The sequence below is a fragment of the Nonomuraea sp. NPDC050383 genome (assembly GCF_044459125.1).
GTDB lineage: Bacteria > Actinomycetota > Actinomycetes > Streptosporangiales > Streptosporangiaceae > Nonomuraea.
The window spans coordinates 81,387-96,275 of the sequence record NZ_JBITIP010000015.1 but is presented as its reverse complement, the minus strand read 5'-3'; the positions used below and the strand labels follow the sequence as shown (position 1 = coordinate 96,275).

Genomic DNA, 14,889 nt, shown 5'->3' with positions numbered 1-14,889 from the left:
CGTGCGCGTCGCGATCGTCGGCCCCACCTATCCGTACAAGGGGGGCGGCGCCCAGCACACCACCGAGCTGGCGCACCGGCTGGCCGCGCTCGGCCACGACGTGGTCATCGAGTCCTGGCGGGCTCAGTACCCGTCGTTCCTCTACCCGGGCCGCCAGACGATCGACGCCCCCGAGGGCACGCCGTACCCCCGGACCGAGCGCCGGCTCGACTGGCGCCGCCCCGACGGGTGGGTCGCCGCCGGCCGCCGGCTCCGCTCCGCCGACCTGGTCGTCCTCGCCGTGCTGAGCCCCGTGCAGGTGCCCGCCTACCTCGGCATCCTGTACGGCCTGCGCCGCCGAGCCCGTGTCGTCGCCCTGTGCCACAACGTGCTGCCCCACGAGCCGAAGCCGTACGACCGGCCGCTGATGCGGGCGCTGCTGCGGCGGGTGGACGGCGTGCTGGCCCACTCCGGGCAGCAGGCGGACCTGGCCAGGACGCTGGCCGCCACACCGGTGCGCGTGGCCGGGCTGCCGCCGCACCTGCCCTCCACCCGGGCCGAGCCGTCCTCGGGGGTTCACCGGCGGCTGCTGTTCTTCGGCCTCGTGCGGCCGTACAAGGGGCTGGACCTGCTGCTGCGCGCGCTGCCCGAGGGGGTGGCGCTGACCGTGGCCGGAGAGTTCTGGGGCGGGCTGGACGAGACCAGGGCGCTGATCGACGAGCTGGGCGTCGCCGACCGGGTGGAGCTGCGGCCCGGCTACGTGGCGGCCGAGGACGTTCCCGGGCTGTTCGCCCGCGCCGACGCGCTGGTCCTGCCGTACCGCAGCGCGACCGCGAGCCAGAACGTGTGGCTCGGCCACGAGCACGGCGTGCCGGTCATCGCGACCCGGGTGGGGGCGCTGGCCGACCACGTCACCGACGGGGTGGACGGGCTGCTGGTGGAACCGGGCGACGTGGCGGCGCTGCGCGCGGCGATCGAGCGCTTCTACGCCTTGGGCGAGCCGGAGAGGTTGCGGTCGGGCGTCAAGGCGGTCGACCCCGAGCCGTTCTGGTCGGCGTACGCCTCGGAGCTGCTGGCGCTCTGACGGCCCAGCAGGAACGCGACCCCCGCGGCGGCCACGTCCGACAGCGTGAACACCAGCCGCGACGCGACCGCCGCGGCCAGGGCGGGCCCGGTGCCGATGATGGGCGTGAACACCAGCACCATCGCGCCCTCGCGCACCCCGACCCCGGCGGGCACGAAGAACGCGAGCAGCCCCGTGGCCCAGGCGAACGCGTAGGCCCCGGTGGCGATCACGTACAGGTCCCAGCGGCCGACGAGCAGCCAGGTGTGGATGCCGTACACGAACCAGCCGAGCGCCGTCCAGCCCACCGCGGCCACGACCGCGCGGCCGGGCAGCACGCTCTCCAGCGGTTCCTTGCGGGCCAGGCGCAGCGCCAGGTTGAGACCCCAGGTGAGCACCTTCGGGTGCAGGCACACGATGATCACCGGGACCAGCAGCAGAAGGTACCACGCCTGGCGCAGGACCTGCTGGGTGGCGAGCGTGGCGGCGGCGATCGACAGCGCCACCCCGAGGTTGATCACCAGCGACAGCGAGATGCAGGCGAACGTCCGGCGCGGCGGGCTGCCGTGGTCGCGGCCCAGCTCCATCGTCGCGGCGTACGCCCAGACCGAGCCCGGGATGTACTTGCCGAGCTGGCCCACGAACATGATGCGGCCGGCGACCCGCAGCGGCAGCGGCGATCCGAGCCCGGCCAGCACCCGGCGCCAGGCGAGCAGGCTGCAGAGCTGACCGGCCAGCACCGCGGCGAACGCGCCGGGCAGCGCCCAGGGCGACAGCCGCGCCACGGCCGTCGTGGTCTCGTCCCAGTTGCGCGCCAGGCCGTAGCCGAGGAAACCGAGCGCGACCAGCGCGAGCACGACGCGCAGCAGGCGGCGGAGCATCCGCCAAGGGTACGCGTGATCAGCCGGACCGGGTAGGGGGCACGCTCGGCCGGGCGAACGGCGGCCCGGTCGCGGGTACTGTTGGGCCCCGTGGGAAAGCAAGCCGTGGGAAAGCAACGGGTCGCGCAGCTGGAGTACTCCGAGTTCCAGTCGGCCATGCTCGACGAGGCCAAGCGCAGGCGCAAGGCCGCGAAGATCATCGCGGTGCTGGAGCACTTCCAGGGCTCGCTCGACGGCCTGGTCGTGGGCGACGTGGGATGCTCGGCCGGGTTCATCGCCGACGAGCTGGCGGGCGCGGGCGCGGGGCACACCCTCGGGGTGGACATCGACGTGCCGGGGCTGCGCAGGGCGGCCGACCGGTTCGGCGGGCGGGTGGCGTTCGTCTGCGGCGACGGCACCGCTCTGCCGTTCCCCGACGGGTCGATCGACGTGCTGGTGTTCAACCACATCTACGAGCACGTGGTCGACCCCGACGCGGTGGTGGCCGAGATGCGCCGGGTGCTGTCCGACAAGGGCGTCCTGTACCTCGGCCTGGGCAACCGGCTCGGCATCATGGAGCCCCACTACAAGCTGCCGTTCCTGTCCTACCTGCCGCCCGCGCTGGCCGACCGCTACGTGCGCGCCTTCGGCCGGGCCGACCACTACTACGAGCGCTACCGCACCCGGCGGGGGCTGCGCCGGATGCTGCGGGCCTTCCACGTGTGGGACTACACGCTCCCGGTGCTGGCCACCCCCACCCGCTTCGCCGGCTCGGAGCTGTTCCCCGGCGCGGTGGGGCGGGCGGCGCAGGCCGTGCTCGCGCGCACGCCGCGCGGGGTGCTGCGGCTGACGCTGCCGCTCGTGCCCACGTACCTGTGGGTGGCCACCAAGACGCCGCGCCGCCCCGCGGGCGCCGCGCTCCCGCAACCCCCGCAGCCGCTGTGAGCACCGAGGCCGGTGTGGGGCGGCGGCCGGTCGCCCGGCGGGTGGTCCGCCTCGGGTTCCTGCTGATCGCCCTCGGCTTCGGCGGCTGGGCCGTGGCCTCGCGGTGGGACGACGTCGTGGCCGGGCTGTCCACGCTGAGCTGGCCGATGCTCGCCGCCTCGCTGGCCGGCGTGGTCGCCGCGCTGCTCGGGGGCATGCTCACCTGGCGCACCCTGCTGGCCGACCTCGGCTCGCCGCTGCCGTTCCGACCGGCCGCCAAGGTGTTCTTCGTCGGCCAGCTCGGCAAGTACATCCCCGGCACGGTCTGGCCGGTGCTCGCCCAGATGGAGATGGGCCGCGACCTCGGCGTGCCCCGGGCGCGCAGCGCCGCCGCGTTCTTCCTGACGATGCCGATCCAGCTCGCCACCGGCCTGCTCGTCACCCTGGTGACGCTCGGCTGGGACCGGTTCGGCTGGCTGCTCCTGCTGGTGCCGGTGCTGCTGGTGCTGCTGGAGCCGAAGGTGATCAACGCCCTGATCGGCTTCGGGCTGCGCAGGCTCAAGAAGGAGCCGCTGGAGCGGCCGCTCACCCGCCGCGGCATGCTCACCGCGCTCGGCTGGGCGCTGGCCGGCTGGACGTGTTACGGCCTGCACCTGTACTTCCTCGTCCCGCAGGGCGGCCTGCTGTTCGCCGTCGGGGCGTTCGCGCTGTCATGGTGCCTCGGCATCCTGACCTTCGTCGTGCCCGCCGGGGCGGGGGTGCGCGAGGTGGCGATGGTGGCCGTGCTGTCCCCGGTGCTGGCCCAGGGACCGGCCATCGCGATGGCCCTCTGCTCCCGGATGATCATCGTGATCGGGGACCTGATCTGCGCGGGTTTGGCGGGAATAGCTGCACGGCGTGGCGGCGTGTGATTTGAGCCTCGATTTGGGGGAGGCTGGTCATAAGCTGAACCCAGAGGGGGACGCCAGGGCTCCCACGACGATCTTGAGGGGAGAAGATCTTCGTAATGCCTCGAGTGCTCGTCGACGCGGCGGCCGTCCCCACGGACCGCGGCGCCCTCATTCGTTACGTGGACGGACTGGTGGCCGGGCTCGACGCCGCGGGGGCCGACCTCGTGGTGGTCTGCCAGCGGCCCGACGCGGACCGGTACCGCCGGCTCGCGCCCTCGGCCGACATCCGGCCGGGTCCCGTCTCGCTCACCAACCGCGCCGCCCGGCTCACCTGGGAGCAGACCGGCCTGCCGCTGGTCGCCCGCCAGGCGGGAGCCGAGGTCATCCACGCGCCCTACTACACGATCCCGCTGGGCGCGGGCCTGCCCACGGTCGCGACCGTCCACGACGTCACCTGGTTCACCGAGCCGGAGCACGACAGTCCCAGCAAGGCGGCGTTCTTCCGCTCGGCCACCCGCACGGCCGTGCGCCACGCCACCCGCCTCATCGTGCCGTCCAAGGCCACCCGTGACGAGCTGGTCCGCGTGCTGGCCGCCGACCCCACCCGCATCGACGTCGCCTACCACGGCGTCGACCAGGACCTGTTCCACCCGCCGAGCGAGGTGGAGCGCAGGCGGGCGGCCGAGCGGTTCGGCCTGCACGGCCGGCCGTACGTCGCCTTCCTGGGCGCGCTCGATCCCCGCAAGAACGTTCCCAACCTCATCCGCGGCTTCGCCGCCGCCGTCAAGAACCTCGACGAGCCGCCCGCGCTGGTGCTCGGCGGCGGCGTCCACGAGGACGACGTCGACACCGCCTGCCGGGAGGTCGAGGCCACGGTGAAGGTGGTGCGGCCCGGGTTCCTGCGCATGCCGGACCTGGCGGGGTTCCTCGGGGGCGCGCTCGTGGTGGCGTTCCCGTCGCGCGGCGAGGGGTTCGGGCTGCCGGTGCTGGAGGCCATGGCGTGCGGCGCGCCCGTGCTCACCACGCACCGCGCGTCGCTGCCGGAGGTGGGCGGCGACGCCGTCGCCTACACCGAGCCGGACGCCGACAGCATCGCCCTGGCCCTCGGCCGGCTCCTCGACTCGCCCGAGCGGCGCCGGGCGCTCCAGGAGGCAGGCCTCGCGCGGGCCCGCGAGTTCACGTGGAAGACATCGGCGCAGGCGCATCTCGCCTCCTATCAACGCGCGGTCGAATAGTTCGGTAACCTCGCGGAGTGATGGAGAGCTCTTTGCCAGACCTCGAGGCGATCCTCCTGGTCGGCGGCCAGGGCACGCGCCTGCGTCCGCTGACACTCGGCACGCCGAAGCCGTTGCTGCCGACCGCCGGCGTGCCTTTCCTGGCGCACCAGCTCGCCCGCGCCCGCTCGTTCGGAGTACGCCGGATCGTCTTCGCGACCTCCTACAAGGCGTCGATGTTCGAGCCCGCCTTCGGCGACGGCTCGGCCTTCGGGCTCTCCCTGGAGTACATGACGGAGGAGACGCCGCTCGGCACGGGGGGCGCCATCCGCAACGCCGCCGAGGCCCTCACCAGCGGCCCCTCCGATCCCGTGCTGGTGCTCAACGGCGACATCCTCTCCGGCCACGACATCGGCGACCAGGTGCGCACCCACACCTCCAGGGGCGCCTCTGTAACGCTCCATCTGACGGAGGTGGACGACCCGACCCGGTTCGGCTGCGTCCCCACCGACGACGACGGACGGGTCACCGCGTTCCTGGAGAAGACCCCCAATCCCGTCACCAACCGGATCAACGCCGGCTGCTACGTCTTCACCCGCTCGGTCATCGACCGGATCCCGCGCGACGAGGTCGTCTCCGTCGAGCGCGAGACGTTCCCCGGGCTCATCGAGTCGGGCGAGCTGGTCCTCGGCTACGCCGACCGCACCTACTGGCTCGACGTCGGCACCCCGGCCGCGTTCGTGCGGGGCTCTCGTGACCTGGTGCTCGGCCGCCTGGCCTCGCCCGCGCTGCCGGGCCCGCCCGGCGAGTACCTCGCCCTCGACGGCGCCCGCGTCTCGCCGGAGGCCAAGGTCAACGGCGGCTCCGCGATCGGCGCCGGCACGGTCGTCGAGGCCGGCGCGGTGGTGTCGGGCAGCGTGCTCAGCGACGGCTGCGTGGTGCACTCCGGCGCGACGGTGATCGACTCCGCCGTCGGGCAGGGCGCCCGGGTGTGCGCGGGCGCCGTGGTGCGTGACGCGGTGATCGGCGACGGGGCCGTGGTGGGCGCGGGCAACGAGCTCCAGCACGGCGTGCGCGTGTGGCCGGGCGTCGAGCTCCCCGAACGGGCCGTCCGCTACTCCACCGACGTCTGACCTCGCCGCCGCTCCGCCGGCGTCCGACCGGCCGCCCACCGGCGTCCGACCCCCGCTGCTCCATCGGCGTCCGACCCCCTGCTGCTCCACCGGCGTCCGACCGGCCGCCCACCGGCGCCCCCGGGCGCGGGCGCGTGTCGCGGCGCGGCACACTGGACGGGTGATGGAGCGCAGGTGGGAGCCCGGTGGGCCGCTGGACGTGGGGCTGGCGCTGGCCCCGCACCGGCGCGGCTCCGGAGACCCCGCCTGGCGGCGCACCCCCGACGGGGCCGTGTGGCGTACCTCCAGGACCCCCGACGGTCCCGGCACCCTGCGGATGAGTGCCGCCGACGGCGTCGTGCTCGGCCGGGCGTGGGGCCCCGGGGCCGGATGGCTGCTGGAGATGCTCCCGGCCTGGCTCGGGGCCGATGACGACGCGTCCGGGTTCGCGGCGCGGCACGAGGTGCTGGCCGAGGCCGCCCGCCGGCACGCCGGGCTGCGCATCGGGCGCACCGGCCGCGTCATGGAGGCCCTGGTGCCGGCCGTCCTGGAGCAGAAGGTCGTCGGCCGCGAGGCGTGGCGGGCCTGGCGATGGCTGCTGCACCGCTACGGCGAGCCCGCGCCCGGCCCCGCCCCCGAGGGCATGCGGGTCGTGCCCGAGGCCGAGGTGTGGCGGCAGATCCCGTCGTGGCACTGGCACCGCGCGGGGGCCGAGGCCGTACGCGCCCGGACCATCGCCACGGCCGCCTGGCACGCCGCCAAGCTGGAGGCCGCCGCCACCACCGAGGAGCTGGACCGGCTGCTGCGGGCGCTGCCCGGGATCGGCGTGTGGACGTCGGCGGAGGTGCGCCAGCGCGCCCTCGGCGACCCCGACGCGGTCAGCGTGGGCGACTTCCACCTGGCCAAGCTCGTCGGCTACGCGCTGACGGGCGAGAAGACCGACGACCCCGGGATGCTGCGCCTGCTGGAGCCGTACGCCGGCCACCGGCACCGGGCCGCGGTCCTCGTCATGCTCACGGGCCTGCGCCCGCCCGCGCGCGGCCCCAGGATGCCCGCCCGCGACTACCGGTCCTTCTGACCTGCGCGTACATGCCCCTGGGTGCGGGGCGCGAACTCAGGCCGACGTAGTGTGCCTCGTATGACTCTCGTCAGTGACAGCGCGCTCCGCCGCGCGCTCGCCCGCGCCCGCGACGGCAAGGCCCTCGACCTCACCGAGGCCGCCGTGCTGCTGCACGCGCGCGGCGACCACCTGAACACGCTGCTGGAGCACGCCTCCCGGGTACGGGACGCCGGGCTGGCGGCGGTGGGCAGGCCAGGCGTGATCACCTACAGCCGCAAGGTATTCATCCCGTTGACCAGGCTCTGCCGCGACAAATGTGGTTATTGCACGTTCGCGACCGCGCCGCACAAGGTGCCGTCGGCCTTCCTCAGCCCCGACGAGGTGCTGGAGATCGCCCGGCAGGGCGCGGCGATGGGGTGCAAGGAAGCGCTGTTCACCCTGGGCGACCGGCCCGAGGATCGCTGGCGGCAGGCGCGGGAGTGGCTGGACGCGCACGGCTACGACGACACGCTGTCGTACGTGCGGGCCATGGCCGTCCGCGTCCTGGAGGAGACCGGGCTGCTCCCGCACCTCAACCCCGGCGTGCTCGGCTGGCGCGACCTCCAGCGGCTCAAGCCGGTGGCCCCGTCCATGGGCATGATGCTGGAGACCACCTCGCGCCGCCTGTTCGAGGAGAAGGGGCAGGCCCACTACGGCTCGCCCGACAAGGACCCGGCCGTGCGGCTGCGCGTGCTGGAGGACGCCGGCCGCTCCAACGTGCCGTTCACCACGGGCATCCTCATCGGCATCGGTGAGACCGTCGAGGACCGGGCCGAGTCGATCTTCGCGATCCGGCGGGTGGCGCGCGAGTACGGCGGCGTCCAGGAGGTCATCGTGCAGAACTTCCGCGCCAAGCCGGACACGGCGATGCGCGGCATGCCGGACGCCGACCTGGAGGAGCTGGCCGCCACGATCGCGGTCACGCGGCTGGTGCTCGGACCGCGCATGCGCGTCCAGGCGCCGCCGAACCTGGTCGACGCCGAGTACGAGCTGATGATCCGCGCCGGCATCGACGACTGGGGCGGCGTGTCGCCGCTGACCCCCGACCACGTCAACCCGGAGCGGCCGTGGCCGCAGATCGACGCGCTCGCGGACCGCACGGCCGAGGCGGGCTTCCGGCTGCGCGAGCGGCTGACCATCTATCCCGAGTACGTGCTGGCGGGGGAGCCGTGGCTGGACCCCCGCCTGTTCGCCCACGTCCAGGCGCTGGCGGACCCGGAGACCGGCCTGGCCCGCGAGGACGTGACGCCGCGCGGACTGCCGTGGCAGGAGCCGGACGGCGGCTTCACCGCCTCGGGCCGGGTGGACCTGCACGTCGAGGTGGACACCACGGGCCGCACCCACGACCGGCGCGACGACTTCGACCACGTCTACGGGGACTGGGACGCCCTGCGCGACCGCCTGGACCCGGACGCCGCGACCGGACCCGCGGCGACGGCCGGAGCCGGAACCGGTGCGGGTTCCGGCGGCGGCGCCACGCCCGCCGGCCTCCGGCAGGCGCTGCGGCAGGCCGAGCGCGACCCGGCCGGGCTGAGCGAGGACGAGGCCGTGGCGCTGCTGTCGGCCGACGGGCCGGCCCTGGACGAGCTGGCCGCCATCGCCGACGACCTGCGCCGCCGGAGCGCCGGTGACGACGTCACGTACGTCGTCAACAGGAACATCAACTTCACCAACGTCTGCTACACCGGCTGCCGCTTCTGCGCGTTCGCCCAGCGCCGCACCGACGCCGACGCGTACACCCTGAGCCTGGCCCAGGTCGCCGACCGGGCGGAGGAGGCGTGGCTGGCGGGCGCCACCGAGGTGTGCATGCAGGGCGGCATCCACCCCGACATGCCCGGCACGGCGTACTTCGACATCGCCAGGGCGGTCAAGGAGCGGACGCCGGACATGCACGTCCACGCGTTCTCCCCCATGGAGGTGGTCAACGGCGCCAGCCGGGCCGACCTGTCGATCGAGGAGTGGTTGCACGCCGCCAAGGAGGCCGGGGTGGACTCGCTGCCCGGGACCGCCGCCGAGATCCTCGACGACGACGTCCGCTGGGTGCTCACCAAGGGCAAGCTGCCCACCGCCGAGTGGATCGACGTGGTCACCACGGCCCACCGGGTGGGCCTCCCGACGACCTCCACGATGATGTACGGCCACGTGGACACCCACCGGCACTGGGTCAGGCACATCAAGCTGATCAGGCGGCTGCAGGAGGAGACCGGCGGCTTCTCGGAGTTCGTGCTGCTGCCGTTCGTGCACACCAGCGCGCCCATCTACCTGGCCGGGATCGCCCGGCCCGGTCCCACCGCGCAGGAGAACCGCGCCGTCCACGCGCTGGCCAGAATCCTGCTGCACGGCGCCATCTCCAACATCCAGTGCTCGTGGGTCAAGCTCGGCGGCGACCTGTGCCGCCAGGTGCTCGACGGCGGCGTGAACGACCTCGGCGGCACCCTCATGGAGGAGACGATCAGCCGCATGGCCGGGTCGGAGAACGGCTCGTACAAGACCATCAGCGAGCTGCGCGCGATGGCGGGCGCCACCGGGCGGCCGGTCCGGCAGCGCACCACCGAGTACGGCCGGCCGGGCGAGGAGCGTCTGGCCGCCTCGGCGGCGAGCGACGGCGTCTGCCAGAGCGTGCGAAGGGTCTTGCCGATGGCGGAGATATAACATGTTCTAGATTGCACTTGCGTCTCGCCCCGGAGGCGCTGGGAGAATCGTCACTCCTGTGGAGAGAGGTTCACCGTGCGGTTGGGTCGACACCGCGCCGCGTTAAGCGCTGAGCTGCGGCGGAGGAAGGCACTCCAGCGAGGTTCGCTGGCCGGGATCACCGCCGTGGCTCTGGTCGCGGGCACCCTCGTGGTGCTCTTCGGCGGGGGCGGGGCGCTGTGCGCTACGCGAGAGCCTGTTCTGGTCAATGTCGCGGCGGCGGTCGACGTGGCCCCCGTGGCGATGCGGGCGGCCTCCCGCTTCAACGAGACCAGGACCTCCTCGGGCGGCCGCTGCGTGCTCGTCCAGGTCACCGAGCAGCCGCCGGCCACGGTGCTGCGCACGCTGATCGGTGACAAGGCGGGCGTGCTGCGCCAGCGGCCGGACGGCTGGATCGCCGACTCCTCCGCCTGGATCCGGCTGGCCCGCAAGCAGGGCGCGAGCGCGCTGCCCGCCGGGGAGAGCGTGGTGGCGACCTCGCCGCTGGTGTTCGCCACCCGCTCCTCGCTCGCGCGGACGTTCTCCGTCGGCGGCACGCAGATGAACTGGCGCATGGTCTTCCCCGCGACCGTGCGGGGGCGGTTGCTGCCGACCGACCAGGAGCCCGACGTCGTCCGGGTGCCCGATCCGTCCCTGGCCGGCGCGGGCATCGCCACCGTCGCCGCGGCCCGCGACGTCGTCGGTACCGGCCCGGAGGCGGACAAGGCACTCACGGCGTTCGTGCGCTGGGCGCAGGCCGGCTCCGCGCCCGACTACCGCACGATGATGGCCGCCGTGGACGACCGCTCGTTCTGGAAGCGGCCGGTCGTCATCGTGCCCGAGCAGTCGGTGTGGAGCCACAACCAGCAGCCCTCGCCGGACCCGGTCGTCGCGCTGCGCCCGCGCGAGGGCACGATCATCCTCGACTACCCGTACGTCGTGACCGCCACCGACCCGGACGTGGCGGAGGCGTCGCGGGCCTTCGCCGACTGGCTGCGCGGCGAGGAGGCGCAGGACCTCGTGCGGCGGGCCGGGTTCTGGTCGGGCGACGGCGCCCGGGGCCCGGTCTCGCCGGGGCCGCAACTGCCGGCGGAGACGCCGGTGGCGCGTCCCTCGGTGTCGCCCGAGGACATCGACGACGCGCTCCAGGCGTGGAGCAGGCTCGCCCCGCCGACCAACATCCTGGTGCTGGCCGACACCTCCCGGCACATGGCCGAGCGGGTGAAGGGCACCACCCGGGTCGCCATCGCCCTCCAGGCCGCCAAGATCGGGCTGCGGCTGTTCCCCGACTCCACGCACATGGGCATGTGGGAGTTCGCCGACGGGCTGGGCGGGCCCAAGGGGTACCAGGAGCGGGTGGGGCTCGGGCCGATCACCCGGCCCGACACCGGCCAGGTGATCCGGCGCAGCGTCCTCGACGAGCTGACCAGCACCATCACCGCGCACCCCGACCGTGACAGCTCGCTCTACGACGCGATCCTCGGCGGCTTCCGCACGCTGACCGGGGAGTACCGCGAGGAGATGAACAACACGCTCCTCGTGATCACCTCCGGCAAGGACGACGGGCACGGCACGTCGCTCCAGAACCTGGTGGACGAGCTGCACGACGCGTGGCGGCCGGACAAGCCGGTGCAGATCGTCATCATCGCGTTCGGGGCGGGCGCGGACCGCGACAGCCTGGGCCGGATCACGGCCGCGACGAACGGCTCCCTGCACGTGGCGCAGCAGCCGGGGGAGATCATCGACGTCTTCCTCGCCGCCCTGGCCCGCCGCCTGTGCCACCCCACCTGCAAGCCGACGCCCTGACCGGGTGGTTCCCGCCGAGTCGTTCCTGAGGGGGCGTACATGTCGGGCCGTTCGTGAGGAAGGCGCCGCCCCGCGTGCGCGGGGCGGCGCCTCGTCATGGGAGGGACCGCTGGATCAGACGCGCTGCCAGAGCGCCGGGACGTTGGGCGGCTCCCACCCGGCGATCGCGGTGTGGGCCTGGAGGCAGCGGTAGGAGGCGCCGCCGTAGGTCACCACGGCGCCCACGGAGTAGGCGGTGCCGGCCTTCCACGTGCCGCCGGGGTTCGAGGTCGGCGGCGGGGTGGGGGTCGGCGTGACGGTCGGCGTGGGTGTGGGCGTGGGCGTCGGGTTGCCGCCTCCGCCGCCGATCTGCAGGTCGATGCAGGAGTAGAAGGCGTTGGCGGTGTCGGAGATGTTCCAGATCGCCAGGACCCTCTGCCGGCCGGACCAGCCCGAGAGGTTCACCGTGTGGGAGACCGTCGCGGGCGGCTGCTGCCCGTTGCCGTTGAAGACCGCCACCCTGGTGTTGCCGATGTAGTACTCGTACGTGCTGGTGGCGTGCCGGGCGGTGAACGTCCAGTTGAACGTCACGCTGGTGCCGACGGAGGTGGCGGGCCACGGCTTGCTCTCGTCGCTGAGCTGGGCGAAGCGGGCGACGTTGGCGTGGCAGTTGCGCAGGCCCTTGGGGCCTTCGACGCTCTGCGGCTCGTAGATGATGTCGCCGCAGTTCGGCACCTGACCGCGGGCGCAGAACGCCTGGCGGCTCGGTGGCGAGTTGACGTACCCGTGGGCCAGGGCGGGCTCGGCCACGAACACCGTGGCGGCGATCGTGATCACCGCCACGGCCAGTAACGTGAGCGTCCTTCGCATGAAAGTGCTCCTTTACGTGGGGGGTTGCCCCAAATGTAAAGGAAACTTTCCTATCGGTAAATGCCTGCTGACATCCCCTGTCAGACCTCAGCGGGTCACGATGAAGTCGGCCGGATCGCGGGGGGCGCGGTCACGGGGCGGGGCGGCGGCGTGGCCCACGGCCACGCACCCCATGGGGTCCCACGAGTCCGGCAGGTCCAGCACCTCGCGCACCACGGGACGGCAGAACATCGTGGACGACACCCACGCCGACCCCAGCCCCTCGACCGCGAGCTGGATGAGGAGGTTCTCCACCCCCGCGCCCATCGCGACCACGAACATCTCCCGCTCCGAGGCGTTGCGCCGGTCGTCGCGGTAGGTGTGGGAGCCCTCCATCACCAGGCACGGCACCACGAGGTACGGCGCGTCGCGCAGCACGTCGCCGCGCCGGACCCGCTTGGCGATCGACTCCTCGCCGAAGCCGTCGCCGCGCAGGTCGGCGATCCACGCCTCACGCATGGCGTCGAGCAGCTTCAGCCGCGTCGCGGCCGACTCCACCAGCACGAACCGCCATGGGGTCGTGTGGTGCGGCGCCGGGGCGGCGATGCCCGCACCGACCGCTCGCCGCACCGCCTCCGGGTCCACGGGCTCGTCCGAGAACGAGCGGATCGTCCGGCGGGCGAACACCACGTCCCGCGACCCGTACCGGAACAGGTCGTCGTCGGCCGGCCGGATCAGCGGGCGGACGCCCGGTCCGTCCTCGTCCGTGACCAGGTGCGCGAGGCCGCGCACCAGGGCGACGGGAACACCCGCCAGCTTGCCCTTGACCAGCTCGGCGGCCGCGGCGATCTCGTCGGCGAGCGCGGTGACCGTCGCGTTCAGCGGATTGCCGTGGGTGTCGGTCCCGCCGCGGAAGTCCTCCAGTGGGAGGACCCCGGCCGCGCCGATGGCCACGTCGGTCAGCCCGTTGCGCCAGGGACGGCCGAACGTGTCGGAGACGATCACCCCGGTCCGCACCCCGAGCAGCGCGGCGAGCCCGGCCCGGACGCGGCGGGCGGAGGCGTCGGAGTCCTCGGGCAGGAGCAGGACGGTGCCCGGCTCGGTGTTGGAGGCGTCGACGCCGGCCGCGGCCATCACGAACCCGTGGCGGGTCTGGGAGATCACGGTGTCGCCGCGTCTGGCGACGACCCGGACCGTCTCCTCCTCGATGGCGGCCGTGCGGTCGGGCGCCCGCCGCACCCGGCCCTCCGCCTTGCTGACGATCTTGGAGGTGATGACGACGATGTCGCCGTCGCGCAGACCGGAGTCCCGCAGGAGAAGCGCGAGGTCGTCCCCTGGCCGCACCTCGCCGAGGCCGGTGACGGGGATGACCTCGACCCGTCCGGCGCTCATCGGGCCAGCTCCAGGGCCAGGTCGAGCGCGGCGCGGGCGATGTCGGCCGCCACGTCGGCCCCCGTGCCGGGGTCGCGCATGAGGATGGGCCGGGCCACCACGCGCACGCCGTCGAGCCGGACGCCGGAGTCCTCCGGCGCCACCAGCCAGCCGTCGACGAGCTCCGGCCCGTACAGGTCGAGCACCGCCTGAGCCGACGTCTCGACGCCGATCGCCGTGAGGCAGGCGTCGGCCATGCCCCGCACGGGGGCGCCGCCGATGATGGGGGAGACGCCCACGACGGTCTTGGGCAGCAACGCCTCGCGGATGCCGGGCACCTGGAGGATCGTGCCGATGCTGACCACCGGGTTCGACGGCGGCAGGATCACCACGTCGGCCTCCTCGATCGCCTCCAGCACGCCGGGGGCGGGCTTGGCGCTGTCGACGCCGATCAGCGCGATCGACTCGGCCGGCACCGAGGCGCGCAGCCGTACCCACCACTCCTGGAAGTGGACGGCGCGCCGGCCGCGCTCGTCGGTGACGACGACGTGCGTCTCGCAGCGGTCGTCGCTCATCGGCAGCAGCTCCACACCCGGCTGCCAGCGCGCGCACAGCGCCCGCGTGATCTGGGAGAGCGGGTAGCCCGCCTCCAGCATCTGGGAGCGGACGATGTGGGTGGCGAAGTCGCGGTCGCCCAGCCCGAACCACTGCGGCTCGACGCCGTACGCGGCCAGCTCCTCCTTGACGACGTGGGTCTCCTTGGCCCGGCCCCAGCCCTGCTCCTCGTCGATGCCGCCGCCGAGGGTGTACATGACCGTGTCGAGGTCGGGGCAGACCCGCAGGCCGAAGAGGGTGATGTCGTCGCCTGTGTTGCCGATCACGGTGATCCGGGCGTCGGGCGCGGTCTCGCGCAGTCCGCGCAGGAAGCGCGCGCCGCCGATGCCGCCGGCGAGGGACACGATGTGCATGCGGACCAGTCTTCCACCGGCCTGTGACACGCCCGAGCCGGGCTGGGCGTTGCCGATCCGCAATCCTCCGAAAATCACGTCATAGAAGGCCATCTGGGGCTTTTG

General features: G+C 73.6%; 12 protein-coding genes. 8 read left to right on the top strand and 4 right to left on the bottom strand.

What is annotated here, in order from left to right; genetic code table 11:
* Position 1: 1 nt before the first annotated feature.
* A complete protein-coding gene (locus ACIBG4_RS31380) occupies positions 2-1,063 on the top strand; it encodes a glycosyltransferase family 4 protein (RefSeq protein WP_397204864.1) in 1,062 nt (353 codons plus the stop codon).
* Here the strand turns inward: ACIBG4_RS31380 and ACIBG4_RS31375 are convergent.
* On the bottom strand, positions 964-1,923 hold the full coding sequence (locus tag ACIBG4_RS31375) for a YbhN family protein (protein ID WP_397204863.1): 960 nt from the start codon (positions 1,921-1,923) through the stop codon (positions 964-966). The two genes, ACIBG4_RS31380 and ACIBG4_RS31375, sit on opposite strands and share 100 nt — an antisense overlap.
* 105 nt (positions 1,924-2,028) lie before the next feature.
* Here ACIBG4_RS31375 and ACIBG4_RS31370 point away from each other — a divergent pair, with 105 nt between their 5' ends.
* The 7 genes from ACIBG4_RS31370 to ACIBG4_RS31340 all read left to right on the top strand — a co-directional run bounded on the left by ACIBG4_RS31370 (position 2,029) and on the right by ACIBG4_RS31340 (position 11,617).
* Positions 2,029-2,847 carry a methyltransferase domain-containing protein gene (locus tag ACIBG4_RS31370; RefSeq protein WP_397204862.1) on the top strand — a complete coding sequence of 273 codons (819 nt, stop codon included), beginning with the start codon at positions 2,029-2,031 and terminating at the stop codon, positions 2,845-2,847.
* Positions 2,844-3,737, top strand: coding sequence for a lysylphosphatidylglycerol synthase domain-containing protein (locus ACIBG4_RS31365; protein ID WP_310708193.1), 894 nt, complete (start codon positions 2,844-2,846; stop codon positions 3,735-3,737). The genes ACIBG4_RS31370 and ACIBG4_RS31365 overlap by 4 nt, the downstream gene beginning before the upstream one ends.
* 95 nt (positions 3,738-3,832) lie before the next feature.
* Positions 3,833-4,951 carry a glycosyltransferase family 1 protein gene (locus tag ACIBG4_RS31360; protein ID WP_310708192.1) on the top strand — a complete coding sequence of 373 codons (1,119 nt, stop codon included), beginning with the start codon at positions 3,833-3,835 and terminating at the stop codon, positions 4,949-4,951.
* A gap of 20 nt (positions 4,952-4,971) precedes the next feature.
* Positions 4,972-6,063, top strand: coding sequence for a sugar phosphate nucleotidyltransferase (locus ACIBG4_RS31355; RefSeq protein WP_397204861.1), 1,092 nt, complete (start codon positions 4,972-4,974; stop codon positions 6,061-6,063).
* Positions 6,064-6,226: 163 nt separating this feature from the next.
* Positions 6,227-7,120: a DNA-3-methyladenine glycosylase family protein gene (locus tag ACIBG4_RS31350; RefSeq protein WP_397204942.1), complete on the top strand. Its 894-nt coding sequence runs from the start codon at positions 6,227-6,229 to the stop codon at positions 7,118-7,120.
* A gap of 60 nt (positions 7,121-7,180) precedes the next feature.
* Positions 7,181-9,793, top strand: a complete 2,613-nt coding sequence (locus ACIBG4_RS31345; RefSeq protein ID WP_397204860.1) for a bifunctional FO biosynthesis protein CofGH — start codon at positions 7,181-7,183, stop codon at positions 9,791-9,793.
* Between the two features lie 165 nt (positions 9,794-9,958).
* A complete protein-coding gene (locus ACIBG4_RS31340; protein WP_397204859.1) occupies positions 9,959-11,617 on the top strand; it encodes a substrate-binding and VWA domain-containing protein in 1,659 nt (552 codons plus the stop codon).
* 114 nt (positions 11,618-11,731) lie between these two features.
* Here ACIBG4_RS31340 and ACIBG4_RS31335 read toward each other — a convergent pair whose 3' ends face one another.
* The 3 genes from ACIBG4_RS31335 to cofD all read right to left on the bottom strand — a co-directional run bounded on the left by ACIBG4_RS31335 (position 11,732) and on the right by cofD (position 14,784).
* Entirely contained in the window at positions 11,732-12,466 is a 735-nt protein-coding gene (locus ACIBG4_RS31335; protein WP_310708187.1) for a lytic polysaccharide monooxygenase, read from the bottom strand.
* Positions 12,467-12,553: 87 nt separating this feature from the next.
* A complete protein-coding gene (locus ACIBG4_RS31330; protein WP_397204858.1) occupies positions 12,554-13,837 on the bottom strand; it encodes a coenzyme F420-0:L-glutamate ligase in 1,284 nt (427 codons plus the stop codon).
* A complete protein-coding gene (gene cofD / locus ACIBG4_RS31325; RefSeq protein ID WP_310708185.1) occupies positions 13,834-14,784 on the bottom strand; it encodes a 2-phospho-L-lactate transferase in 951 nt (316 codons plus the stop codon). The genes ACIBG4_RS31330 and cofD overlap by 4 nt, the downstream gene beginning before the upstream one ends.
* Between the last annotated feature and the right edge of the window lie 105 nt (positions 14,785-14,889).